We start from the raw sequence: 24,827 nt of genomic DNA, 5'->3' as shown, positions 1-24,827 counted from the left end.
CCTTTATTCCGTAATTATTTAGGGTTATTCAGCCCCAGCAGCTTGGTTATCTGCATTGCTATAAATTAGCAATGGCTCAGATTCACCTTTAATCACAGACTCATCAATCACAACTTTTGATACGTTGTCCATTGATGGAAGTTCATACATGGTCTCAAGTAACACGCCTTCTAAGATCGAACGCAAACCACGCGCTCCGGTTTTTCGTTCCATCGCTTTTTTAGCGATCGCACGCAACGCATCTTCTCTGAACTCGAGCTCTGAATCTTCGAGCTCAAACAAGGCAGCGTATTGTTTGGTCAACGCATTCTTTGGTTCGTGAAGAATCTGAATTAAGGCCGCTTCGTCAAGCTCTTCAAGCGTCGTAGTCACTGGCAAACGACCAATAAACTCAGGAATCAAGCCATATTTGACTAAGTCTTCTGGCTCAACTTTCTTGAATAGATCACTAAGGGTCTTGTTTTCGTCTTTCGAACGAACTTCAGCGCCAAAGCCAATACCAGTACCAGTCGCAACACGCTGCTCAATCACTTTATCTAGGCCGGCAAATGCGCCGCCACAAATGAACAAGATTTTCGACGTATCAACTTGCAAGAACTCTTGCTGTGGATGCTTGCGGCCACCTTGAGGTGGTACAGACGCGACAGTGCCTTCGATAAGTTTCAACAACGCCTGCTGAACACCTTCACCTGATACATCACGTGTAATAGATGGGTTTTCTGCTTTGCGAGAGATCTTGTCGATTTCGTCAATGTATACGATGCCACGCTCCGCTTTGGAAACGTCGTAATCACATTTCTGTAGCAACTTCTGGATGATATTTTCCACATCTTCGCCGACGTAACCTGCTTCTGTCAGCGTAGTTGCATCAGCCATGGTAAATGGTACATCCAAGAAACGTGCTAATGTCTCAGCCAGAAGCGTTTTACCGCTCCCCGTTGGACCGATAAGCAAGATGTTACTTTTGCCAAGTTCAACGCCATCAGCGGTCGTATCACCGTTGCGTAAACGCTTATAGTGATTGTAGACGGCAACAGCAAGAACTTTTTTAGCGTAGTCTTGACCAATCACGTAGTCATCGAGATGCTCGCGAATGGCTTTAGGAGTAGGTAGCTCCTCCGCCTGTTTCTTCGGCAACACATCTTTGATTTCTTCACGGATGATGTCGTTGCACAAATCAACACACTCATCACAGATGTATACCGATGGGCCGGCGATTAACTTACGAACTTCATGCTGGCTTTTGCCGCAGAAAGAGCAGTACAACAGCTTGCTGCTTCCACTCTCTTTGCTTTTATCTGTCATTCGCTAACCTCTTAGCCTTCACTCATTACTATTGAGTGTATATCAAATTATTCTTAATTGCGCGAAGCAATATTAAGCCTGTTCAATACCGCGATGCGTTAGTACAGCATCGACTAAACCGTACTCGACGGCTTGATCCGCAGACATAAAGTTGTCGCGATCAGTATCGCGCTCAATCACCTCTAAAGGCTGACCTGTGTGCTCAGCGAGGTGTTTGTTTAAGCGTTCTTTGATAGTCAGAATTTCTTGGGCGTGAATCTGAATATCTGATGCTTGACCTTGGAACCCACCTAATGGCTGGTGAATCATCACTCTAGAGTTCGGTAGTGCAAATCGTTTGCCCTGCGCACCACCTGCCAAAAGGAATGCACCCATAGAGCAAGCTTGACCCATACATACCGTACTGACGTTAGGTTTAATGAACTGCATAGTGTCATAAATCGACATACCCGCAGTTACACTGCCACCTGGAGAGTTAATGTATAAGAAAATGTCTTTGTCAGGATTTTCTGATTCCAAGAATAGAAGCTGTGCGACAACCAAATTTGCCATGTGATCTTCGACCTGACCGGTCAAAAAAATCACGCGTTCTTTTAGAAGTCGAGAATAGATATCATAAGAACGCTCACCACGGGAAGTTTGTTCAACCACCATAGGTACAAGGGCGTCTAGGATTGGCGACATAGCGTTATTTTCTTGGTAGTTCATATTGTTATATCCCTAAAATAAATGGCCCGGATGACAAGTATCATACGGACCATTGTTAGCAGATTAGTTAACTAGAGGTCAACTCTCTGCGCACCGTTGGGCGAATTAAGCAGCAGGTTGTTGCTGGTTCATTAGCTCGCTAAAGCCAACTTCTTTATCGCTTACTTGTGCTTTTTCGATGATCGCGTCGATAGCTTGTTCTTCAAGAGCAACGTTGCGCATGTTGTTCATCATTTGCTCGTTTTGCTCGTAGTAAGACACAACTTCTGCTGGGTCTTCGTAAGCAGAAGCCATTTCAGTGATGATTGCTTTCACTTTTTCGTCATCTGCTTTAAGTTCATTTGCTTTGATGACCTCACCTAATAGTAGACCAACTACTACGCGGCGTTTAGCTTGCTCTTCAAAAAGTTCTTTTGGAAGTTGTTGAGCTGCCTCAAGATTACCACCAAAACGCTCAGCTGCTTGCTTACGTAGAACGTCAACTTCTTGATCAATCAATGCTGCAGGAACGTCAATGTCGTTCTGTTCAACTAGACCATCAAGAACTTGCTCTTTAATACGACCTTTAACCGCTTGCTTAAGCTCGCGCTGCATGTTTTTGCTTACTTCAGCTTTAAGAGCGTCAACGCCGCCTTCTTGAACACCGAACTTAGCAACGAACTCGTCGTTGATTTCTGGTAGTTCTTGAGCTTCTACGCTGTTTACTTTAATAGAGAACTTAGCCGCTTTACCTTTTAGGTTTTCCGCGTGGTAGTCTTCTGGGAAAGTCACGTCGATTTCGAACTCAGAACCGGCAACTTTGCCTTGGATTCCGTCTTCAAAACCAGGAATCATACGTCCTGCACCCATTTCTAGTGGGAAGTTTTCAGCTTTGCCGCCTTCGAACTCTTCACCGTCGATTGAACCAACGAAGTCGATATTTGCACGTTTGCCGTCTTCAGCTGCTTCTTCAACTGCAACCCAAGTAGCTTGTTGCTTGCGAAGCGTTTCGATCATTTCTTCAACGTCAGCATCTTTTACTTCAGCAACTGGCTTTTCAACTGTAATGCTTTCAAGGCCTTTAAGTTCGATCTCTGGGTAAACTTCGAACGACGCGTTGAATACTAGGTCCTCACCAGCGTTGTTGCTTACTGGTTCAAAAGTAGGTGCACCAGCTGGGTTGATTTTTTCTTTAACGATAGCTTCGATAAAGTGACGCTGCATCACTTCACCCATTACGTCTTGACGTACTGCTTTGCCGTACATTTGAGCAACCATTTTCAAAGGCACTTTGCCTTTACGGAAACCATCAAAACGACGGTTTTTCGCGATGTTGCGTAGTTCACGAGTCACAGCATCTTCGATGTTAGACGCAGGAACAGTAATGTTAAGACGGCGCTCTAGGCCCTCTAGAGTTTCAACAGTAACTTGCATTATTCATTAACCTCAAAACTGGCTCAGCTTAACTGAGCTTTTAAGCCACGACAGTGACCTTATCCTTTTAGCGGCCGTTACTTTTTACAAACAACGTACCACTGCATTCTTGGACCACTCTCATGGTCTCGACTAGCTAGTGACTTTTATGAAAAAACACCAACCAATCGCTAGATTGATTTTTAGATGCCGCATTCTAGCGACCTGTCTTCCCCGTGTCGAGTTAATCACCCGAATGCGGTGCACATTATGCAAATTAATCATCCGACTGAATCAAAATCGAACAAATCCGACTGAATCTCACCTCAAAATGGGGACTTAAACGCTAAATTCAACCTAAAAGGGCTGTTTTTTACATTTTTGTGCCAAAAGGTGATCAGGCTCGTGTAATCAATTGGTCGAGATGTTGGTCACTTTGCGGTCTTGAAGTGTAATTGCCGTTACATTGACCTTATTGGTACGAAAAAACTTTCGAAATATGTACTCTACGCGTCTTTTTACCTCAGGTTTGTTAGCCTTATTTTTTGCTTTGCTTTTGCTGGGTTATCCAATTTTTTGGGGCCACTTTTACGACAAGCAGATGTCTGAACACGACTATGTTTTGGAGCGTGTTGCTAACACGGTAAACGCGCGTCTCGATAAATATGATCACCTTCCTGAATTGTTGTCGCAAGACCAAGAAATCATCGACGCACTGCTATCTCCGAACAACAGCGCACAAATCGATATCACCAATCGTCACTTAGAAAATGTCAACAATGTCATTCAGGGCTCAGATACGTATCTAATTGATCAACATGGAAATACGATTGCCACCAGCAACTGGCGGTTGCAACGCTCGTTTTTAGGTAACAACTACGCTTGGCGTCCGTATTTTCAAGAAGCCATCTTAGGAACAAAAGGACATTACTTTGCCCTGGGGTTTAGCTCAGGAGAACGCGGTTATTACTTCTCTTACCCGGTTTTTTACGCCGGGGAAGTGACTGGTGTAGTTGTGGTCAAAATGGAACTATCTGACATTGAACGCGATTGGAACCTCGATGGCAGTGTTCTAGTCGCCACCGATCCTAATGGTGTGGTGTTTATGTCTAATCGCCAAGATTGGTTGTATAAAAGCTTGACCGACCTAGAGCCACTCACCCATCAGTCAGTCGTTGAATCTCGTCAATATCGTCAGCAGCCAATTGAATCATTGGGTTTGGTCGGCACTCTTTCTAACACATCCCCGACTGAACTTGCAGATCCAAGACGCGGTGATTTCAATGGTGATTACTTTGCTAGCTCAAAACAATTACCAGGAACCTCACTAACTGTTCGTGTACTCACCCCCAAAAGCCATATTTTTTGGCAGACATTGAGCTCTGAAACAGTATTAATTCTGGTTTTCTCGGTGATCTTCATGGCGGTTATGTTAACTCACCACCGAGCCATCAAAAAAAGGCAACTAGAGGCAATTGAAAACGAAGCCAAGCAAAGGTTGGAGTTTCAGGTCATGGAACGGACTTCGGAACTTCAAGCGGAAATCGCAGAGCGCATTCGCGCCGAAGACGCGCTTAAGCGTACCCAAAACGAATTAATTCAAGCCGCCAAACTCGCGGTTTTAGGACAAATGTCGGCAAGCATTAGTCATGAACTCAATAACCCATTGGCAGCGATTCGCAGCTTTGCCGACAATGGACGGCGTTTTTTGTCAAAACAGAAGCTCGAACGCGTTGACGATAACCTAGCGCGAATTTCTTCTCTTACCGAGCGTATGGCAGCCATAAGCACCCAATTAAGGTCATTTGCTAAAAAAGCGGACGGGCGAGATGTTCAAAGTACTAACGTCGCCAATCTGATCAATGAAAGCTTAGCTTTATTAAAACCTGCTCTGCGCTCAGCCATGGTCAAAGTCAATCTCAATGTATCGGCTGAAAACATTGAAATCACAACCAACAGGGTCCAGTTGGAGCAGGTGTTGATCAATCTCCTTAATAATTCGATTCAAGCAGTGGCTAATAAAGACCATAAACTGGTTGATATCAAAGTAGAAGATTTACCTAGCGAAATTGCAATTATCATCAGCGACACTGGTGAGGGCGTCGCACCTGAATATCAACAAAGAATTTTTGAGCCGTTCTACACCACTAAAACCAATGGCTTAGGGCTAGGCTTATCCATCTCGCAACAAATTATCAATGATATGGGTGGATCCCTAACCTGCTCTTCTTCGGAGCTGGGAGGTGCTCAGTTCACGATTCAATTACCTAAAACAACGGAAACCAAGCGATGACCGATGTGTATTTTATCGATGATGAAAGTGAAATTCGTGCTGCCATTGCGCAAAGCTTTGAGCTGGAAAACATCGACGCGGCATTTTTTCCCAGTGTGGAAGAAGCACTACTGGCGATCAAAGAACGTGGCACGCCTAAAACGGTGATAACCGATGTCTGTTTACCAGGTCTGTCCGGGGAAAATCTACTATCAACCCTGATGTCTCAAGATAACAAAATCCCGGTTATTCTGATCACTGGCCATGGCGACATTTCCATGGCAGTAAACGCAATGCAAAATGGCGCCTACGATTTTATTGAAAAACCTTTTTCCATTGATCGACTCATTGACAGCACAAGACGCGCCATAGAAAAGCGGACATTGCAGCTGGAAAACGAACAACTAAAGCGCTCTCTCAAAGCCAGTCAAACCCTTGGCCCCAGAGTAATCGGTAGCAATCCGCAAATAGTTCACTTGCGCGACACCATAGCGCACATCGCTAACACCAGTGCCGATGTGTTGTTACATGGTGAGACCGGAACGGGCAAAGATCTGATTGCTCGCTCACTTCACGAACAAAGCGCGCGTCGAGATGCCAATTTTGTCGCCGTTAACTGTGGTGCGGTACCAGAGAACCTTATCGAAAGCGAACTATACGGCCATGAGAAAGGGGCATTTACCGGCGCTGACACCACTCGAATCGGCAAAGTTGAACATGCGAGCGGCGGTACACTGTTCTTAGATGAAATTGAATCGATGCCGATGACCGCGCAAATTCGTTTGCTTCGTGTATTGCAAGAAAGGCAAATCGAACGTTTGGGATCTAATCAGCTAATTCCTGTTGATTTTAGGGTAATCGCTGCCACTAAGGTGGACCTAAAAAAAGAAGCCGAGCAAGGTCGTTTTCGTGAAGATTTGTATTATCGCCTTAACGTGGTGACTTTACCTATCCCCCCGCTCAGAGAGCGAAAAGATGATTTGCCAACCCTGTTCCACCACTTTTTGTTGGTCGCCGCGTCACGCTACGGTACCACTGCGCAAGCATTATCGGAACAACAACTAGAGATGCTGCTTACTCACGACTGGCCGGGCAATGTTCGAGAGCTACGCAACAGCGCCGAACGTTTTGTTTTACTAGGACAGATTAGTGTTGGTGAAGAAACGTCAAAAGCCGACTCAAAGAGTCTGGTTGAGCAAGTGACGAATTTTGAAAAAAGTATTCTTGAACAGACCCTTATTCAAACTCAAGGTAGCATTAAAGACACTATGGAAAAACTGCAACTGCCCCGTAAAACCCTGTACGATAAAATGCAGCGACATGGGCTGGATAAAAAACAATACAAATGAACATAACGAAATTCGATCGGGCCCATCGCAAACTTCGTATCGGATGTATCTCGAATGTAAGGATACGTTATGTTTCAGGAAATCAATCAGCAAGAGCTCAGCAACATGGAATCTCGCTACCGAGCGAGGCTCGTAAACAGCTTATCTGGCTTTAAAAGTGCCAACTTAATCGGCACACAAGATCAAAACAATGTCGCCAACTTGGCGATCGTCAGTTCAGTTTTTCACCTTGGTGCCGACCCAGCACTAGTGGGAATGATTATTCGTCCAAACAGCGTACCGCGCGATACGTTAAGCAATCTGAAAGAAACGGGGATCTACACCATTAATCAGGTCAATCAATCCATCTGGAAGCAGGCTCATCAAAGTTCGGCTCGTTACCCGCAAGATACATCCGAGTTTGAACACGTCGGTCTAACCCCAGAATATCTCACAGGTATTGACGCACCATTTGTTAAAGAGAGTCGACTCAAATTTGCGGTCAGTACATGTGAGGTGCAAACACTCGCCATCAACGGTACCCATTTGGTAATAGGTGAAATCAAGCACATTTTGTTAGAGCGTAACGCGCTGCAATCCGATGGTTTTATTGATATTGAATCATTGGATACGGTCGCAGTATCGGGACTAGATAGTTACCATAGCACACAAGCACTTGGGCGGTTACATTATGCAAAACCCGACTCTTTTTCCCAGTTGCTTAGTATTCCCAAACAATAAAAGTCATTATCTGGGGTTAATGTCAGATCAATGCACTTAGTTTATGTTTAGGGTCTGTTTTTTGTAGGAGTTTACCTTGGATTCTGTTACTCAAATTACGTTAGGAAGTGCCGTCGCTTACGCGGCGGTTGGCAACCAAATCGGACGCAAAGCGCTATTAGTAGGCGCGGCTCTCGGCACTTTACCCGATTTAGACGTGTTGATTGATTTTGGAGGCGCTGTCGAAAACTTTGTTTTCCATCGCAGCTTTAGCCACTCTCTACTTGTCCATTTATTGTTGGCTCCACTACTGGCGATGTTGTTTTCTAAATTTGCCTGGGCGAAGCCGGCTAGTTTTCGGCGCTGGACAGTTGGAATCTTGCTAATTTTAAGCACTCACGCCCTGCTCGATAGTTTCACCATCTACGGGACTCAATTGCTCTGGCCGCTCACTGATTATCCGTTTGGATTTTCGAATCTATTTATTGTTGACCCGAGTTATACCTTGCCCTTACTTCTATCGTTACTAGTATTGGGGTTTATCAAAAATGGTCATGTCAGACAAAACCTCAATACCTTTGCGCTGGTAATCAGCTCTGTCTACGTTGTTTGGAGTTTGGGCGCTAAATGGTATATCGATGACAAGATAGAGCAGTCTTTTGCATTAGCTGGAATTGAGCCAATTGCCTTTGAAAGTACTCCAGCGCCATTCAATACCTTTTTATGGCGTGGCGTAGCAACCACTCAAGCCGGTCACTATGAGGTATATGCCTCGGTTTTTGATAGTCCTTCCGAAGTCAGCCATTATTTTTATCCAACAGTCAAAGACAAGTTAATGCTACTTCCATCGGATTCTCGGATTGACCAATTAAAAGAGTTCACGAAAGGGCTTTACGCGGTGTATCAGAAAAATAATACCCTGCTAATGAGCGATATCAGGATGGGCGTTGAAGGTGCGTATGTATTTACCTTTGAAATCGGTGAGGTCGAATCCAACGGCTATCAACTTGGTAGCTTCAATCAACTTGATCTTAGACCACCCGTTGGCGAAGCCAGTAGTATTTTCAAACGCATACTCGATCCAAAGGTAAATCTGTCAAATCTTGCTAACTAACTTTCCCCATAATGGACTTAAAAATACCGTACGACTTGGGTTATCCAAGTCGTAGTTCCGTTTTTATTCCTTCACCAACTGGTATGACATCTAACTAAAACCGAGGTTTTCGTTTGACATACGCAGAAAATAGTTTAAATTTCCACACATAGTTAGACATCGAACTAAATGTTAAGGGAATTTTATGACTACCAGTATTTCAACACTAAACAAAATTACAGAGACCAAGGGCACCGCATGGATGTGGTGGCTTGCAACCCTCGTCACCTACGGGCTAACTGTATTATCAAGGATCCCACTTGATGCATCTTATGCCGCATCTCAATTCCCTGTCCCGTTTTACCAAGGACAAACAACATTCGATGCGGAAGTGCTTAACACCTATTACCAATACATGCTCGAAGCGGGAACGTTAGGTATTTATTGGGAAACACAGTTCATCGATTTTGGATTTATCGCAGCCAATATTGTGAATCTATTTTGTGCAGGTATGGCGTGTTACAAGTCATTGCCAGAATCTTGGAGTCAAAAGCGATTCGCAAGTACAGTAAAATACTCTATTGTTCTGTTGCCGCTTGCGCCTATCTTCGATGCGCTAGAAAACTTGGTATCTTTTGTTCTTCTCAACCAAATTGGTGACCTTTCGCAATCATTAACGGTACTTTACTCATCATTCGCCAGTATTAAATTTGCCTTGTTTGTAACCAGCTACCTTTGGGTCATTGCAGTTGTTGTGATATTGCTCGTCAATAAATCGCTAAGTTTGTTCAATCGACGTTAAACACAAAAAGACCCAGCCTAAAACAGCTGGGTCCTTTAATTATTTTGTAACTTAAGGAATTTACTTGGTAATAATTTCAGGTCCCATCAAGGTGGTTGGCAACCAGGTTGATACCCAAGGAACATAAGTCACTATGATGAGGAACAAGAACATCACCGCAACCCAAGGTAATGCTGCTTTCACTACATTCATCATCGACATTTTGGCGACCCCCGCTGTCACAAACAAATTGAGCCCTACGGGAGGGGTTATCATCCCTATCTCCATGTTCACTACCATCATGATTCCAAGGTGAATTGGGTCAATGCCCAAGGCTATCGCGATTGGGAACACTAAAGGCGCAACAATGATTAGCAGCCCTGAGGGTTCCATAAATTGGCCACCAATTAAGAGCAAGATATTCACCACGATTAGGAAAGTGATCGGCCCTAAGCCCATAGACAACATAGACTCGGTGATCATTTGCGGGATGCGTTCTTCAGTTAATACATGCTTGAGAATCAAAGCATTAGCAATGATAAACAACAGCATAATAGTCAGCTTGCCGGCTTCGAATAACGTATGCTTAGTGTCTTTATGGAATAGGGACTCGAAAATCTTTACAAAAAATGGGCGTGTGTTCTGCTTATCCGCAAAGGGTCCCATGTCTTTGTAAACGAAATTGGCAATCAAGAATGAATACACCGCCGCCACCGCTGCCGCTTCAGTTGGTGTAAACACTCCGCCATAGATACCACCTAAAATGATTACGACCAGCAGCAATCCCCAACTCGCATCTTTCGCCGCAGCGATTAACTCTCCCCAACCGACAAAGGGTTGTTTAGGTAAGTTCTTGACACGAGCCGCGATATAAATGGCGATCATTAGCATAACGCCAGCCAGTAGACCGGGAATCACACCACCCAAAAACATACGACCAACAGAGACATCCGTGGCAGCGGCATACACAACCATTACAATAGAAGGTGGAATCAAGATGCCTAAGGTTCCAGCATTACAAATCACGCCGGATGCAAATTCCTTGGAATAACCATTTTTGATCATCCCAGCAATAACGATACTGCCTATTGCCACAACCGTTGCAGGCGAAGAGCCCGATAGTGCCGCAAACATCATACAGGCAACCACAGACGCCATCGCTAGTCCGCCGCGGAACCAACCCACCAGTGCAATAGCAAAACGGATAATGCGTTTGGCTACGCCACCTGTCGACATAAAGCTCGACGCTAAAATAAAGAATGGAATCGCCAGCAAGGTATAGTGGCCAGCAAAGGCGTTAAACAAAGTTTGGGCAACTGACGCAAGAGAAGCGTCTGAATGTATCATCAAAAAGATAATACTCGATAAACCTAGAGAAACCGCAATTGGCACACCAATCAACATGAAACCGATGACCATTAAGAACAACACTAGAATATCCATGGCTTACGGCTCCTTGCGATTTGAGTTGGTATTGTCGAACGGCTCTGACGCCTCTGACATATTTTGTTTGAGCGCTTCTAAGTCTTCTTCTGCTTCGTGGCCCGCTATCAACTTATCCATTTTTCCAGTCAAAATTTGATAGAAACCTTGGGCGAAACGCAGCGTCAGTAAACTCATGCCAATGGGCAGCGCCATGTAAGGGATAAAACGAGGCATTTTTTCGTAGCGCTCGCCTTCATTTAGCCAATCAGACAGGAACTGAAGTATTTCGGGCATGGGAATATCATCGGTTTCATACCAAGCTCGCTCGGTAGCAAATGGATACCAATAATTCCAAGAACCGATTAAAAGCAAGATCGAAAATGCTAAACAGGCGATTGCCGCCAAAATGGCGTAAGTCTTTTTTAATGAAGGAGAAGCGGCATTGATCACCACATCAACACCAATGTGAAAGTGCTTTTTGACACCATAAGATGCGCCAACCAGCACCATCCAAGCAAACATGAATACTGTCAGCTCAAGTGCCCAAAGTATGTTGTCATTAAAGACATATCGAAACACGACGTTAGTAAAGGTCAAAAGGGTCATTGCACCCAGAAAAAATGCAATCAAGGCTTCTTCAATCGCATCTGTCCATCGACCTAATGTTGAGAAAAAAGATGATTTCATCACTACATCACTCTAATTGTTGAACGTATGAGCCGAAAAAATGTCATCCGGCGTTTACAATAGTTGGCACTACCAAAACCAACGGCTAATGCCAACCATCGAGCTGTAGTAGTTATTTGTTAGAGGCAAGTGCTGCTTCAATCAAATCAGCACCTATGTCTTTTTCGAACTTTTTCCACACAGGTTGAAGCGCGTCAACCCAAGCTTCGCGTTGCTCTGAAGACAGTTGACGAACCACACCACCAGCTTCAACAATGTAATCTTTGTTCTGTTGATTCACGCGGCTAGATTCAGAGTTACGAGTTTCGGTTACTTCTCGGATGATGTTGGCTAGTTGATCACGCTGGTCAGCCGGTAAACCTTTCCAGAAATCATTTGAAGTCACGACCAGGTAGTCAAGGATACCGTGGTTGGTTTCGGTAATACCGTCTTGTACTTCGAAAAACTTTTTGCCGTAGATGTTGGACCAAGTGTTCTCTTGACCATCGATAACCTTAGTCTGCAACCCACCATACACTTCTTTAAACGACATTTTTTGTGGGTTTGCACCAAGCTGCTCAAATTGCGCAACCAAAACATCGGAGGCTTGCACACGGAACTTCAACCCTTTGGCGTCATCTGGATGCATCAAAGGTACATTGGCAGACATTTGCTTCATGCCGTTATGCCAAAACGCCAAGCCTTGCAGACCGCGACGCTTCATCGCATTTTTCAGCTTGTCGCCCGCTTCAGAGTTTTGGAAACGATCAACCGCAGCCACATCTTCAAACAAGAATGGTAAGTCAAAGATGCGGTACTTCTTAGTGAATTTTTCAAACTTAGACAGTGACGGAGCTGCCAGCTGTACGTCGCCATTCAACAAAGCTTCTAGTACTTTGTCATCATCGTACAAAGTTGAGTTTGGAAAGACTTGCATACAGGCCTTACCATTCATTTCGTCGTTGACGCGTTGTTCGAGCAAAGACGCCGCAATGCCTTTAGGGTGCTTGTCAGTATTGGTTACGTGACTGAACTTGATAACGGTTTCGCCTGGATCACAGTTGGCGGCAGCAGTAAAACTGGTCACAGATAAAATCGCAGCTGAAAGTAGAGTAAGAGGCTTGAGCATGTTGTTCTCCTTGTTAAATTTCGCACCCTTCACTAGGTGGTCACATTCACAACGCAAGGACTAAGCCAACACGTAAAAAATAATTATTTACCTTATAAAACATAATGTTAAATCAAATAACGCTTAGGAAAGAGAAAGAAAAGACAAACCTGCCATAAATTTTGGGTCATTAATGACCCAAAATATTTTGCGAAATGGGGCATTTGTGGCCTATGCACACAAACATGGGTATACAAAAAAAGCCCACCTTTGGTGGGCCTGAAAACGTTCGCTTTCCAGATAAAAATCTAGTGCAAGGTGTTTGAAGTCGAGCTAGAAATCGATTCTCTGCTCAGTATTAGCGTCGAAGAATACCGCGCGATTCAGGTCAAAATGCAAAGTAGCCGTTTCACCCACTTGAACATCCATCTCAGGCGACAATCGACACGCAACTTCTTGTCCATTCACTTCGATCATCGCAATAGTATCTGGACCCGTTGGTTCCAAAACTTCAATTTGCAAATCGAGTGCTGTCGTAGCCTCACCCGTTTCCGACTTCATTTCGCTGATGTGTTCAGGTCGAAGTCCAATCACTAACTCTCGTCCATCGTGCTCACGCATACTCTCAGGCAATCTGATTTGATGCTGTTGATCGCCATTTCCCGTGACTCGAATAATTGGCTGATCATCTTCATTGAGGTCAACCTGTGTTTTAATGAAGTTCATCGAAGGTGACCCCATAAAACCCGCCACAAACATATTGTTTGGTTTGGCATAGATTTCATTTGGCGTACCTAATTGCTGAAGTTCTCCATCTTTCATCACTGCAATACGATCTGCTAACGTCATTGCCTCAATCTGATCGTGGGTCACGTAGACAATGGTGGTGTTCAGCTTTTGATGTAAGCGCTTAATTTGATGGCGCATCTCCACTCGAAGCTTGGCATCTAAGTTAGAAAGTGGTTCATCAAATAGATAGAGCTTAGGGCGTCTAGCCAAAGCACGTCCCATTGCAACACGCTGACGCTGGCCACCTGAAAGCTGCGCAGGCTTGCGGTCTAACAAGTGATCAATTTGCAGCATTTCCGCTACTCGGCTCACTTCAGCTTCGATTTTAACCGCTGGCATTTTTCGAATTTTTAGCCCAAATGCAATGTTGTCGCGCACTGTCATATTGGGGTACAAAGCATATGACTGGAACACCATCGCGATATCACGATCTTTGGGTTCAACGTTAGATACGTCGATGTCATCAATCACGATTTGACCGGATGAGATATCCTCCAGACCCGCTATGGTATTCATTAACGTAGACTTACCACATCCGGAAGGCCCAACAAGAATGAGAAACTCGCCAGACTCAATTTGAATGTCGATACCTTTCAAGGTTTCTTGTTCGGCTTTCGGGTAGGTTTTGCGTATTTGATTGAGTTGTAATGTCGCCATGACTTATCCCTTAACTGATCCCGCGGTTAAGCCGCGAACAAAATATTTTCCTGCTAATACGTAGACAAGCAATGTTGGCAAAGCGGCAATAATGGCTGCTGCCATGTCTACGTTGTATTCCTTCACACCAGTGCTGGTATTCACTAAGTTGTTGAGTGCGACAGTAATAGGTTGGGTATCCGAACCGGAATACACCACACCAAATAAGAAATCATTCCAGATATTGGTAAACTGCCAAATCACGGTCACCATGATGATTGGCAACGAAAGCGGCAGTAATATCTTGAAGAATATCGTGAAGAATCCTGCTCCATCTAACTTCGCAGCTTTGACGAGTTCATCGGGCACGCCAACGTAGAAGTTGCGGAAAAACAAAGTGGTAAACGCCACACCATAAATCACGTGGACCAAGACCAGACCAATGGTTGTATTCGCGAGCCCTAGCTTACCTAGTGTCGCTGCCATCGGTAGAAGTACCACTTGGAAAGGAATAAAACAGCCAAACAACATCAAGCTGAAAAACAAGTTGGAGCCTTTAAACTGCCATTTTGAAATAACATAACCGTTAAACGCGCCAACTAAGGTGGAAATGACCACGGCGGGAATTACCATTTGCAAAGAGTTGATGAAATAACCCTTCACCCCTTCACATTTCACTCCAGTGCAGGCACTGCCCCACGCCTTAGCCCATGCATCCCATACCCACTCTTGAGGGAAGGACAACAAGTTACCTGCTTTAATATCTGGCAGTGACTTAAACGAAGTTAAGATCATCACAAATAGCGGCATCAGGTAAATCAATGCGAAAAAGACCAACACGCTATAGATAAATACGCGACCAAGGTTGATACCAGAAGAAGAACGCACAGCACTATTCATGATTTCTTCTCCCTAAGTTCGGAATACAAATACGGGACTAAAATCGCCAAGATACCCGCCAACATCATCATGGCACTGGCCGCACCTAGACCGATTTGTCCGCGCGTGAATGAGTGAGCGTACATAAACAGTGCCGGAAGGTCTGAAGAGTAGCCCGGTCCGCCCGCAGTCATCGCGGTGACCAAGTCGAAGCTCTTAATGGCAATATGAGAGGTAATGATCACTGCGCTGAAAAAGACCGGACGCAAACACGGCAATATGATTTTTAGGTAAATCGTTGGCAAGCTCGCTCCGTCAATTTGAGCTGCTTTTACAATTGACGAATCAATCCCGCGTAATCCGGCTAAAAACATCGCCATCACAAATCCAGACGATTGCCAAACTGCGGCAATAACCAAGGTGTACACCACCATGTCAGAATTCACCAACCAATCGAATTCAAAGTTGGTAAAACCCCAATCTTGCATGAGTTTTTCCAAACCTAACCCTGGGTTTAGAATCCATTTCCATGCCGTACCCGTTACGATAAAAGACAAGGCCATTGGATAGAGGTAGATGGTACGAATAGCACCTTCTTGGCGAATATTCTGATCGAGAAATATTGCCAACGCGACGCCCAATGCGATAGCAATGGCAATAAACAGAATACCAAAGATGGCAAGGTTAGAAATCGAGGTTAACCAACGGTCGTTGTCCATTAGTTTTTCATATTGGTTAAAACCGACAAATTTAAAACTGGGCAAAAAACGTGAATTGGTCAGAGACAGCGCTGCGGTCCAAGCTATGTATCCGTAGATACACACAATTGTCACCAACATGGTAGGAGCCAAAACAATTTTGGGTAACCAATGTTGCAGACGGTCAGTAAGACTGGGCTTGGGGGCAGAGCGAGTGATCACTTGCTCCATAAGAACTTCCTTATTGGATACAAATTTGTATCCATCAACTTACTAGGGTGAAAATAGAGGACTTGGCTCCCTACAAGCCAGTCCTCTTGGGGGTCTTACATTGCCGCTTTTACAGCTTTTGCAAGTTTTTGAGCTGCTTCTTGTGGACTTGCATTGTCGTCGTTAAAGAAGTTGGTCACTACGTCAAAGATTGCACCTTGAGCATAGCTAGTCGTTGACATACCGTGAGCCATTGATGGAACCAAACCACCTTTTTCAGATGTAGACTTAAACGCCACCATTGAATCCAATGCGCAGCTATCAAAGTTAGACATATCCATATCTAAACGCACTGGGATTGAACCCTTGTTCAAGTTGAATACTTCTTGGAACTTAGGCTGTAGGATGGTTGCGGCAAGTGCTTTTTGTGCGCCTTTATTTTCTTCGTTACCAAGCTCGAAGAAGGCAAAGCTATCCACTACGTGAGCAAACTGGCCATTGGTGCCCGGTGCTGCGACACACACATAGTCTTTACCTGGTTGCTTGCCAGCAGCACTAAACTCACCTTTCGCCCAGTCACCCATGATTTGCATTGCCGCTTCACCATTGATAACCATTGATGTTGCAACGTTCCAATCACGCCCTGGAGCATTTTCGTCAATGTAGTTACGTAGCTTTTTAAACTGAGTAAAAGTTTCTACCATTTTGTCGCCGCTAAGCACGTCCATGTCGAGCTCAACAAACGCTTTCACGTAGTCTTCGCTACCCAGAACGTCCATCGCAACTACTTCAAAGACAGTCGCATCCTGCCAAGGTTGTCCACCGTGTGCTAGAGGTACAAATCCAGCAGCTTTGATTTTGTCTGCCGCTTTAAAGAAATCACCCAAAGTTACCGGAATCTCTGCACCCGCTTTTTCAAACACTTCTGGGTTTGCCCACAGCCAATTTACGCGGTGCACGTTGACGGGAACTGCTACGTATTTGCCTTCGTGTTTCATGATGTCCGTAACCAATGAAGGCACAGCATCGTCCCACTTCCCTTTTTGTGCAACGTCGTCAAGGTCCGTTAGGAAGCCAAGGTCACCCCATTCTTGGATGTCGTGACCTTTGATTTGAGCCGCCGATGGTGGATTACCTGAAACAGCACGCGTTTTCAGTACCGTCATCGCACTTTCACCGCCGCCACCAGCAACAGCAAAGTCTTTCCACGAGTGGCCTTGCTCTTCGAGCATATCTTTTAGTACCGCCACCGATTTGGCTTCACCGCCAGAAGTCCACCAGTGAAGTACTTCCACTTCACCAGCTTGTGTAAATGGAGCCGCGATTAGGGATAAAGCAAGTAGCGATTTGTTCATTTTCAATTTGGTTTTCATTGTTATCTTCCATGTTTATCTAAACACCGATTTGCACATGTTGTGCGCTTCAGTTGTTTGTTTCACGTTCAATGGAAGTGTAACTAGCTGATTACAAAAGAATGCAACAAATAGTAATCTTGACGTAACATTACTGTTACATTAGACCTCTAGGGCCGTGGGAATAAGGATTTCAACTTTAAGACCAGCACCGGCTTGATTAGATAAAATGAGATCTCCACCATGCCCGTGCATAATGTTGCGGCTAATGCCCAGTCCTAAACCGTGCCCTTTCCCATCATTACTCAATCGAAAATAAGGCTCAAAAACTTGCTCAAGTTTGTGTTCGGGGATACCGGGACCATTGTCGAGCACACTGACGATGACACAGCTTTGTGTAGACTCTAGGGTAATAGTAGCGCGTTCACCATATTGGACTGCATTATCTATCACGTTGCTTAAAACACGCTTAATAGCTAGAGGTTTAGCCACTATGGACGGGATGTCGTTGGCGATTAATTCAAGCCTAGTCGTTTGCTGGTTAATGGGTTCGATAATGGTCATCACCATACCAACCAAGTCAATATAGGCATTGTTTTCGTGAAGCTCCGTTTCTCGCACACATTGCAGTGCGCCTTTCACCATTAACTCCAAATCGTCGAGATCCTGATTGAATTTTTCTCGCTTTACTTCGTTTTGCAACATTTCACTGCGCAAACGCAAGCGGGTAATTGGCGTTTTTAGGTCATGTGAAATAGACGAAAACAATTGTTCCCGATCGGAAACATAGCGATGGATTCGTTGCTGCATCCGGTTGAAAGCACGGGTGGCAGTCACTAGCTCTTCCGCACCTTCTTCTTCAAGTGGTGCTTGCTCAATATCCATACTTACCGCGTTGGCCGCATTGGCTAAACGCTTGAGAGGTTTAACTTGCCGCCTCATAAGGAAGTAAGTAAGCGCTAACAAAATGCTGGTTGAAATCAGCAAGTACATCCACTGCTCTCGATTAAGCAAACGATCGTCTAGCGTGAGATAAGGTGCGGGTAACAATGCCGCTACATAGAGCCATTCACCGGTATTCAACTCAATTTGCGCCACCATTACTGGCGGGTCAATTGGGTTTAACGTTAAAGTATGATGTGCCCAAGATTTAGGTAGATCGTCGAGAAACAAGTCATTGCGAAGTAGGCGCAGTTTGTCGGGCTGAGAAAAATCGACCAGTACTTGTTTTGCTTTAGGTAACTTATCCAACAAGACCGATCGAACCGCCGACATTGAGGCCTTTTTTAGTCTGGTATCCGGGATTGGCTCGACAATAAGCGCTTCTTTATTAAAAGAAACAAAAAATCGCGTACCTCCCATATCGCGAATCTGATCCAGCACAATATGCCGAAAGCCAACCGGCAGAGATTGAAAGAAATTGGCAGTCGAGGCGAACATATTGGCCATGCTCTCAGAAGCAGAGCGAATGCCCTCTATTTCTTTATTTTTGGAGTCGTAGTACCAAATTGTCGTAGCGATACCTTGTGCGACAACAATGGCTAATACAGTCAAGCCTAAGGTTCTCGCAACCAAAGACTTAGGGAACCAAAACCTAGGCAGCTTCACAACTATCGACCACCTTCATGGGAAACGGGTACGGCCAGCATGTAACCATTGCCACGCATGGTTTTAATGTAGTGCGGGAAGCGGCCGCTATCGCCCAGACGCTGTCGCAACCGGCTCAGTTGAACATCAATACCACGCTCAAAAGGCAAAGCGTCGCGGCCTTTCGTTACCTGACAAATGGTGTCTCTATCCAGTACTTCATTAGGACGGGACAAAAACAGCATTAACAAACTAAAGTCGGCGGAGGACAAGTCGTGTACCTCGCCATTTTCCAAATGACGAAGTTGATGAGACATGGTGTTTAGCGTCCAATCTCCAAAGACAATATCTAAGCTCGGTTTATTGTCGGGCTTATTCCCCTCTAACTGCACCCGTCTTAAAACGGCTTTTATCCGCGCCATAAGGTGCCTAGGATTAAAAGGTTTTGCTATGTAATCGTCGGCGCCGATTTCCAAGCCAATAATTTGGTCAGTGTCATCAGAAACAGCGGTAAGAATAATGATAGGGACATCAGATTGGCGTCGAATTTGTTGGCACAGAGTAAACCCATCGTCCCCGGGCATCATGACATCCAACAAAATTAGGTCCGGATAACCAACTTTGTTCAATCGATCATGCAATTCAACGCCGTCACACGCCGTCGTTACCTCAAAGCCTGCTGACGTCAAATACTCATTCAACAAATCCCGAATTTCTTTATCGTCATCGACAACGAGTAATTTGGCCTGCATGATTTTCCAACATTTCGTTTACATCTACCAACAATTGTACGACTAAGCCGTGTTTACCAGCACAACTTTCTTTGCGGTTTTTGAGCACGATCGCTTGGAATTCTTTTGTGTTCAGCTATCTACGAAATATTTCTCTGCCAACTGTGAGCAAATTTTCCAACTCTTACTAAACTAAAAATGACATCACATGGCATAAGGGCAGGATGTGACACCCACCGAAATTAAGATACTGAGTCGCTTTCTCTACGCTACCATCATTGGCTTGTTCTTATTAGCGTCCGGAGTATTTACCAGTGCAAATGCAATGCCTGTTGGCTCTCGGGATGATATTCAGGTCTTCGCTTTAGCTACCGAACATAGTCAGCACGCTATGACGCTCGCTCACAATGGCCATACCCAATAAATAATGAAGCTAGCTAACAAAGTAACTGCAGCCATTATCCTAATTACGACTACCCTATTTCTGGCGACGGCGATTTACGTCAAGCATACCGCTGAGAAAGAGCTAACCGACACCATAGAGACCCAGCTGTCTGGAACCCTGGAACTAATAGAAGGTGTCATTGAAGAACAAGACGACGAGCTATTGTCGGTCATCCGAGTCAAAGCAATCAATGAGAGCGTATCAAAGGCGATACTGAATCAGGATCCGGCCGTATTACAAAACTCTCTTAACCGGGTTATTGAAAGTTCAGAATACATCAACTATCTGCTGGTTATTAACTTTGACGGTTTTGTCTTTACCCACGCTGTGAATACTGAAAAGTTCGCTCCAAACCTTACCCAACATTGGGATGGGTCTAACGTCAGAGACTTTGCCAATTTGTATCCATTACTGCGGGAAGAAATCAAAATTAGCTCCCCGGTTGTTGACCCTTTCATCTCTACTAGCAAAACCTCAGCTTCAGAATTAACTCCTTCAGCGAATACTGCTTCGATTACATCGCAATGGTACTTAGCGCCCCTCTATGAAGAGCAAAAACTATATGGCTGGCTGTTAATGTCGATTGATTGGCGTCAACAGATGAGCGAGCTTCTTAATAATACTTATCAAAGATTAACAGGTGCAGGCTACCCGCTGACTGGTATAGAACTCAGATCAAGTGATTTACCTAGCATCAACATCGATGCCAAAGGACTGGGCGAAGGCATGGAGGGTCAAGCCTCCCAAAGCCCTTTTGAGCAAGACACCGATACTGCAATTGGTGACCAAATCAACGACGGCTTGTTAAACAACGACATTCAGCTTTCAAAAACTCTTGTTATTGGCGCAATGCCATTAGAGCTCAACCTAACTTTTGATAAAGACCAAGCACTTTCTGGCCTATCCAAAATCACCTCGGTGCTTAACTTAGGCTTATTGGCATGTGCGCTACTTATAATAGTGACCAACTACCAAGTCCTGCATATTTTCTTGATTAGTCCAATCGAAAGCCTGAACAGGCATATCCAATTGTTGTCACAACGAGGGCTAAGTTATCAGCTTCCCAAGTACGATGACTACGAGATCCAATCTATCGCTGAATCCATTAATGAGTTGACCGGCGAACTTAAACGCACAACAACGTCTGTTCACAGTCTTGACGAAGAAGTGCAATCCAAACAACAATTAATGGAAAAACACCGCGAGACCTTACAAACGCTACAAGCCATTGTCGATACTGCAGCCGATGGCATGGTGACCATTGACTCGAGTGGCTATGTGCTCAGCTTCAATCAGGCAGCACAAGCCATGTTTGGCTACAAACCCGAGGAAATCGTTGGCAATCACGTCGAACTGCTCATGCCTAATGAGGTTGCCAGCCAGCACCAAGGTTATTTGGAGCAATACTTACAGACTCGCAAAGGCCACATTATTGGCCACCGAGGTAAAATGGGTCAATTGGGACGCGAGTTAACTGCCCAAAAGAAAAGTGGCGAGTTTTTCCCGATAAATCTCGCTATTGCATCGGTCGACACGGCTGAAGGCACCATATTTTCCGGTATTGTCCAAGACATCTCTCACCGCAAGTTCGTTGAAAAACAGTTAAGAGAAGCCAAAGAGAAAGCCGAGCTAGCCGTAGCCGCGAAAAGTGAGTTTCTGGCTATTATGAGTCACGAAATACGCACGCCGATGAACGGTATTATCGGCATGCTTGACCTCCTAATGGATAATCGACTCAATGCCAGTCAAAAGCATCAAGCTTACTTAGCTCATACCAGTGCCATTTCATTGCTGACCTTACTCAACGACATCCTCGATTTTTCTAAAATTGAAGCGGGCAAGTTGGAGTTCGACAACCATCATTTTGACCTCCTTAAAATGCTAGGAGACTTGTGCGAGGGTATGTCCGCCAACACCCAAAACCCAAATTTGGAAATTATCTTAGATACAGTGGGCATCAAACAAACGGGTATCATGGCCGATAGCGCGAGAATTCGGCAAATATTCAATAACTTGATCGGTAATGCCATTAAGTTTACCGAAAGCGGTGAGATAGTTATTCAAGCTCGCTTGTCCGAACATTCCACTAGTCACTGGCAACTGGAAGCTTCCGTTTCAGATACCGGAATCGGTATTCCCGAAGATAAACTCAACAAGCTCTTTGACAAGTTTGAGCAAGTCGATGCTTCCACAACCCGCAAGTACGGTGGTACAGGGCTAGGCCTCGCCATTGTCAAAAAGCTCTGTCATCTTATGGATGGGGATATCCATGTAGTCAGTGAAGTCGGCACCGGCACCATATTTTATTTTGACCTTCTGGTCGAAAAATCTGAGCAATCGACCAGCTCAGTGCCCACATTGGACATTGAAAATTTGCATGTTCTAGTGATCGATAATAATCAGATGAACACTACGATTGTGATCAAACAATTAGAGCATTGGGGCATTGATACCTACAGTGCGCAAAACAAGGCGCAAGCAATTGAAGCCTGTCGGCAGTGTCTAGATAAACACAAAAAAGGCTTTGATATCACGCTTATCGATATGTCGATCGATGAAAGCGAAGCCTTTAGCAGTGTCATCCACCAACAGCCGGGTAGCCAAAACAGCAAGTTTGTTATGATGACTTCCTTCGACAATAGCCAAGACATCAGTAACTACAAAAAACTTGGATTTAGCGGCTATTTACTTAAGCCCCTTACCACAACTGATTTGTACAAAGCGCTTTCGGTCGTGAGCAGTGAAGACTTTGAAGACAACGAGCTCGTTACCAATAACTATCTATCAGGCTTAGACGACGCAACACTCTCGGATGACTCGAACGAATTGGGACTTAATCTTCTCATTGCAGAGGACAACCGCGTTAACCAAGTGGTAATATCTGGCATGCTCAATAAGCTTGGCTGCAAATACAAGATCTGCGATAACGGCAAGGTGCTGCTTGATACGCTTCAATCTAACAGCAACTACGATATGATTTTAATGGATTGCCAAATGCCTGAAATGGATGGCTTTGAGGCGAGTATGCAAATTCGCAGTGGCACGGTAGGCGAACAAGCTCAAACCTTGCCCATTATTGCCCTCACTGCCAATGCCATGGAAAGTGATAGACAAGCTTGCTACGCCGCGGGTATGAACGACTTTTTAACTAAACCCATAAACAAAAGACTATTAGTGTCTAAATTGGTTGAGTGGAAACAGAGCTTGTCGCAAGGCTCATGATGAGCAACTAATCCTCAGCCGTTTTCCCCACTCTGGTGGCGGCCTGGAAAACTGCGTAAATCTAGCGTGCTCCTCAAAAGGTTTTGACAATACCAACCGTAAGTCTTCCACCATCTGATACTCACCTTGCTCTGCTTGTTCAATCGCCTGCTGAGCTAGGTAATTTCTCAAAATAAATTTGGGATTTACTTGGCGCATCGCACGGCAGCGTTGCTCAACAGTGATTGGGCTCCCTGCCCATTCTCCCGATTGATGTGTTTCTCGCTGACAGCGCTGCAAATACTTGGCTAGCCAATTGTTTGCAGCTTGTTGGTCTTGAACAAGGTCAATGACACTCTGGCCTGATTCTCTATCCAAACTGCTGAGTGCTCTCATAAAACAGGTGTAGTCAACTTGGTTAACCTCGAGAAGATTGAACATCTGTTCGAATAGCTCACTATCCCCTTCGTATTTCGATTGCAAACCCAACTTTTGTCGCATCAGTGCACTGTATTGTTTGGATACTAAGGAATCGTATTTAGATAATGCCAATTCAAGGTCTGCTTTTTCTATTAATGGCGTCAACGCGTGCGCCAATGCGGTAAGGTTCCAAAGGGCGATACTGGGTTGCCGTTCAAACGCGTATCGGCCTTCGTAGTCAGAATGATTGCTAACAAAGCTCGGCTCATAACTATCCAAAAAGCCAAACGGACCGAAATCGAAGGTTTCCCCCAAAATAGACATGTTGTCTGTGTTCATTACACCATGAGTAAACCCGACTGATTGCCACTGCGCTATCATTGACGCGGTGCGTTCGACAATGTTCTCAAACATTGCCAAATAAGGCTTAGACGCCTGATTACACTGTGGCCAATACCAATCAATTACCGAATCGGCGAGTTCGCGCATTGCATCAAATTGCTCGGTGTAGAAACAATACTCGAAGTGTCCAAAGCGAATATGAGTTTTAGCGGTGCGCACTAAAATTGCCGCTTGCTCCTGTTGCTCTCTGATAACAGGGGTATCACTGGTAATCACGCCAAGGGCTCGAGTGGTTGCGATGCCCAAACCCTGCATCGCCTCACCACACAAGTATTCGCGAATGGTTGAGCGCAATACGGCGCGACCATCGCCGGAGCGTGAATACGGTGTTTGACCGGAGCCTTTGAGGTGCACATCTAACCAGTCGCCATTTTGAGTCTGAATTTCACCAAGTAGCAATCCGCGTCCGTCACCAAGATCCGGGTTGTAAAGTCCAAACTGATGGCCAGTGTATTTCATCGCTATCGGGCGAAACCCAAAGCCCTCTTTTTGACCCGAAAAAACATCCAACATATGAGGTTCTTTGTCAGGGCATACAGGTAGGTTCAAATCACTCGCTAAGTCAGTATTCCAACTCACCCAACGTGGATTAACTAATGGTGTTGGAGAAACTTGGGAATAGAAGACTTTCGACAAACCTAAAAATCGGGTTGACGTTATCGGCGAGTATTTCATTAGA

20 protein-coding genes are annotated in these 24,827 nt (G+C 44.9%); 7 read left to right on the top strand and 13 right to left on the bottom strand.

The features are described 5' to 3' along the window. Window positions 1-24: 24 nt before the first annotated feature. The 3 genes from clpX to tig all read right to left on the bottom strand — a co-directional run bounded on the left by clpX (window position 25) and on the right by tig (window position 3,426). Window positions 25-1,305, bottom strand: coding sequence for an ATP-dependent protease ATP-binding subunit ClpX (clpX, locus tag ACXAFJ_RS04000; protein WP_475321580.1), 1,281 nt, complete (start codon window positions 1,303-1,305; stop codon window positions 25-27). Between the two features lie 72 nt (window positions 1,306-1,377). Continuing rightward, entirely contained in the window at window positions 1,378-2,013 is a 636-nt protein-coding gene (clpP, locus tag ACXAFJ_RS03995; RefSeq protein WP_475321578.1) for an ATP-dependent Clp endopeptidase proteolytic subunit ClpP, read from the bottom strand. A gap of 105 nt (window positions 2,014-2,118) precedes the next feature. Beyond that, window positions 2,119-3,426, bottom strand: coding sequence for a trigger factor (gene tig, locus ACXAFJ_RS03990; protein ID WP_475321577.1), 1,308 nt, complete (start codon window positions 3,424-3,426; stop codon window positions 2,119-2,121). A 478-nt stretch (window positions 3,427-3,904) separates the two neighbouring features. On the opposite strand from tig, the gene ACXAFJ_RS03985 reads away from it, so the two are divergent. The 5 genes from ACXAFJ_RS03985 (at window position 3,905) to ACXAFJ_RS03965 (ending at window position 9,620) form a co-directional block, all read left to right on the top strand. After that, window positions 3,905-5,698 carry a sensor histidine kinase gene (locus ACXAFJ_RS03985; protein ID WP_475321575.1) on the top strand — a complete coding sequence of 598 codons (1,794 nt, stop codon included), beginning with the start codon at window positions 3,905-3,907 and terminating at the stop codon, window positions 5,696-5,698. Further along, a complete protein-coding gene (locus tag ACXAFJ_RS03980) occupies window positions 5,695-7,026 on the top strand; it encodes a sigma-54-dependent transcriptional regulator (RefSeq protein ID WP_475321574.1) in 1,332 nt (443 codons plus the stop codon). Before ACXAFJ_RS03985 ends, ACXAFJ_RS03980 begins: the two co-directional genes overlap by 4 nt. A 69-nt stretch (window positions 7,027-7,095) precedes the next feature. Further along, window positions 7,096-7,746 (top strand): flavin reductase family protein, encoded by a 651-nt coding sequence (locus ACXAFJ_RS03975; RefSeq protein WP_475321572.1) that lies wholly within the window; start codon window positions 7,096-7,098, stop codon window positions 7,744-7,746. A 76-nt stretch (window positions 7,747-7,822) separates the two neighbouring features. After that, a complete protein-coding gene (locus tag ACXAFJ_RS03970) occupies window positions 7,823-8,839 on the top strand; it encodes a metal-dependent hydrolase (protein ID WP_475321570.1) in 1,017 nt (338 codons plus the stop codon). 184 nt (window positions 8,840-9,023) lie between these two features. Next, complete coding sequence (locus tag ACXAFJ_RS03965) at window positions 9,024-9,620, top strand: hypothetical protein (RefSeq protein ID WP_475321568.1); 597 nt, start codon at window positions 9,024-9,026, stop codon at window positions 9,618-9,620. A 60-nt stretch (window positions 9,621-9,680) separates the two neighbouring features. Here the strand turns inward: ACXAFJ_RS03965 and ACXAFJ_RS03960 are convergent, their stop codons facing one another. From ACXAFJ_RS03960 to ACXAFJ_RS03920, 9 genes are all read right to left on the bottom strand, one after another. Beyond that, window positions 9,681-11,042 carry a TRAP transporter large permease gene (locus ACXAFJ_RS03960; RefSeq protein WP_475321567.1) on the bottom strand — a complete coding sequence of 454 codons (1,362 nt, stop codon included), beginning with the start codon at window positions 11,040-11,042 and terminating at the stop codon, window positions 9,681-9,683. 3 nt (window positions 11,043-11,045) lie between these two features. Beyond that, window positions 11,046-11,711, bottom strand: coding sequence for a TRAP transporter small permease (locus ACXAFJ_RS03955; RefSeq protein WP_475321565.1), 666 nt, complete (start codon window positions 11,709-11,711; stop codon window positions 11,046-11,048). Window positions 11,712-11,823: 112 nt separating this feature from the next. After that, window positions 11,824-12,819, bottom strand: a complete 996-nt coding sequence (locus ACXAFJ_RS03950; RefSeq protein ID WP_475321564.1) for a TRAP transporter substrate-binding protein — start codon at window positions 12,817-12,819, stop codon at window positions 11,824-11,826. A 312-nt stretch (window positions 12,820-13,131) separates the two neighbouring features. Continuing rightward, on the bottom strand, window positions 13,132-14,244 hold the full coding sequence (locus ACXAFJ_RS03945; RefSeq protein WP_475321563.1) for an ABC transporter ATP-binding protein: 1,113 nt from the start codon (window positions 14,242-14,244) through the stop codon (window positions 13,132-13,134). 3 nt (window positions 14,245-14,247) lie between these two features. Next, a complete protein-coding gene (locus ACXAFJ_RS03940) occupies window positions 14,248-15,123 on the bottom strand; it encodes a carbohydrate ABC transporter permease (protein WP_475321561.1) in 876 nt (291 codons plus the stop codon). Beyond that, window positions 15,120-16,031, bottom strand: a complete 912-nt coding sequence (locus ACXAFJ_RS03935) for a carbohydrate ABC transporter permease (RefSeq protein WP_475321560.1) — start codon at window positions 16,029-16,031, stop codon at window positions 15,120-15,122. Before ACXAFJ_RS03935 ends, ACXAFJ_RS03940 begins: the two co-directional genes overlap by 4 nt. 95 nt (window positions 16,032-16,126) lie before the next feature. Further along, the gene (locus ACXAFJ_RS03930) at window positions 16,127-17,371 is read right to left on the bottom strand and encodes an ABC transporter substrate-binding protein (protein ID WP_475324053.1); all 1,245 of its coding nucleotides are present in this window, start codon (window positions 17,369-17,371) and stop codon (window positions 16,127-16,129) included. A 153-nt stretch (window positions 17,372-17,524) separates the two neighbouring features. After that, window positions 17,525-18,970: an ATP-binding protein gene (locus tag ACXAFJ_RS03925; protein WP_475321559.1), complete on the bottom strand. Its 1,446-nt coding sequence runs from the start codon at window positions 18,968-18,970 to the stop codon at window positions 17,525-17,527. A gap of 2 nt (window positions 18,971-18,972) precedes the next feature. Continuing rightward, window positions 18,973-19,701 carry a response regulator gene (locus ACXAFJ_RS03920; protein WP_475321557.1) on the bottom strand — a complete coding sequence of 243 codons (729 nt, stop codon included), beginning with the start codon at window positions 19,699-19,701 and terminating at the stop codon, window positions 18,973-18,975. Window positions 19,702-19,906: 205 nt separating this feature from the next. Here ACXAFJ_RS03920 and ACXAFJ_RS03915 point away from each other — a divergent pair, with 205 nt between their 5' ends. Beyond that, window positions 19,907-20,104, top strand: a complete 198-nt coding sequence (locus ACXAFJ_RS03915; protein WP_475321555.1) for a hypothetical protein — start codon at window positions 19,907-19,909, stop codon at window positions 20,102-20,104. Between the two features lie 3 nt (window positions 20,105-20,107). After that, a complete protein-coding gene (locus ACXAFJ_RS03910) occupies window positions 20,108-23,347 on the top strand; it encodes a hybrid sensor histidine kinase/response regulator (RefSeq protein ID WP_475321553.1) in 3,240 nt (1,079 codons plus the stop codon). Here the strand turns inward: ACXAFJ_RS03910 and ACXAFJ_RS03905 are convergent. Beyond that, entirely contained in the window at window positions 23,342-24,823 is a 1,482-nt protein-coding gene (locus tag ACXAFJ_RS03905; protein ID WP_475321552.1) for a protein adenylyltransferase SelO, read from the bottom strand. The two genes, ACXAFJ_RS03910 and ACXAFJ_RS03905, sit on opposite strands and share 6 nt — an antisense overlap. Window positions 24,824-24,827 lie beyond the last annotated feature (4 nt).

The sequence above is a fragment of the Vibrio sp. ABH4_348 genome, assembly GCF_056159765.1.
This window is presented reverse-complemented; position numbering and strand designations above follow the sequence as displayed.

What these genes read in the sequence shown, in the direction of transcription:
- clpX (WP_475321580.1), bottom strand. Translation starts at nt 1,305, where the DNA reads ATGACAGATAAAAGCAAAGAGAGTGGAAGCAGCAAGCTGTTGTACTGC.
- clpP (WP_475321578.1), bottom strand. Translation starts at nt 2,013, where the DNA reads ATGAACTACCAAGAAAATAACGCTATGTCGCCAATCCTAGACGCCCTT.
- tig (WP_475321577.1), bottom strand. Translation starts at nt 3,426, where the DNA reads ATGCAAGTTACTGTTGAAACTCTAGAGGGCCTAGAGCGCCGTCTTAAC.
- ACXAFJ_RS03985 (WP_475321575.1), top strand. Translation starts at nt 3,905, where the DNA reads ATGTACTCTACGCGTCTTTTTACCTCAGGTTTGTTAGCCTTATTTTTT.
- ACXAFJ_RS03980 (WP_475321574.1), top strand. Translation starts at nt 5,695, where the DNA reads ATGACCGATGTGTATTTTATCGATGATGAAAGTGAAATTCGTGCTGCC.
- ACXAFJ_RS03975 (WP_475321572.1), top strand. Translation starts at nt 7,096, where the DNA reads ATGTTTCAGGAAATCAATCAGCAAGAGCTCAGCAACATGGAATCTCGC.
- ACXAFJ_RS03965 (WP_475321568.1), top strand. Translation starts at nt 9,024, where the DNA reads ATGACTACCAGTATTTCAACACTAAACAAAATTACAGAGACCAAGGGC.
- ACXAFJ_RS03960 (WP_475321567.1), bottom strand. Translation starts at nt 11,042, where the DNA reads ATGGATATTCTAGTGTTGTTCTTAATGGTCATCGGTTTCATGTTGATT.
- ACXAFJ_RS03955 (WP_475321565.1), bottom strand. Translation starts at nt 11,711, where the DNA reads ATGAAATCATCTTTTTTCTCAACATTAGGTCGATGGACAGATGCGATT.
- ACXAFJ_RS03950 (WP_475321564.1), bottom strand. Translation starts at nt 12,819, where the DNA reads ATGCTCAAGCCTCTTACTCTACTTTCAGCTGCGATTTTATCTGTGACC.
- ACXAFJ_RS03945 (WP_475321563.1), bottom strand. Translation starts at nt 14,244, where the DNA reads ATGGCGACATTACAACTCAATCAAATACGCAAAACCTACCCGAAAGCC.
- ACXAFJ_RS03940 (WP_475321561.1), bottom strand. Translation starts at nt 15,123, where the DNA reads ATGAATAGTGCTGTGCGTTCTTCTTCTGGTATCAACCTTGGTCGCGTA.
- ACXAFJ_RS03935 (WP_475321560.1), bottom strand. Translation starts at nt 16,031, where the DNA reads ATGGAGCAAGTGATCACTCGCTCTGCCCCCAAGCCCAGTCTTACTGAC.
- ACXAFJ_RS03920 (WP_475321557.1), bottom strand. Translation starts at nt 19,701, where the DNA reads ATGCAGGCCAAATTACTCGTTGTCGATGACGATAAAGAAATTCGGGAT.
- ACXAFJ_RS03910 (WP_475321553.1), top strand. Translation starts at nt 20,108, where the DNA reads ATGAAGCTAGCTAACAAAGTAACTGCAGCCATTATCCTAATTACGACT.
- ACXAFJ_RS03905 (WP_475321552.1), bottom strand. Translation starts at nt 24,823, where the DNA reads ATGAAATACTCGCCGATAACGTCAACCCGATTTTTAGGTTTGTCGAAA.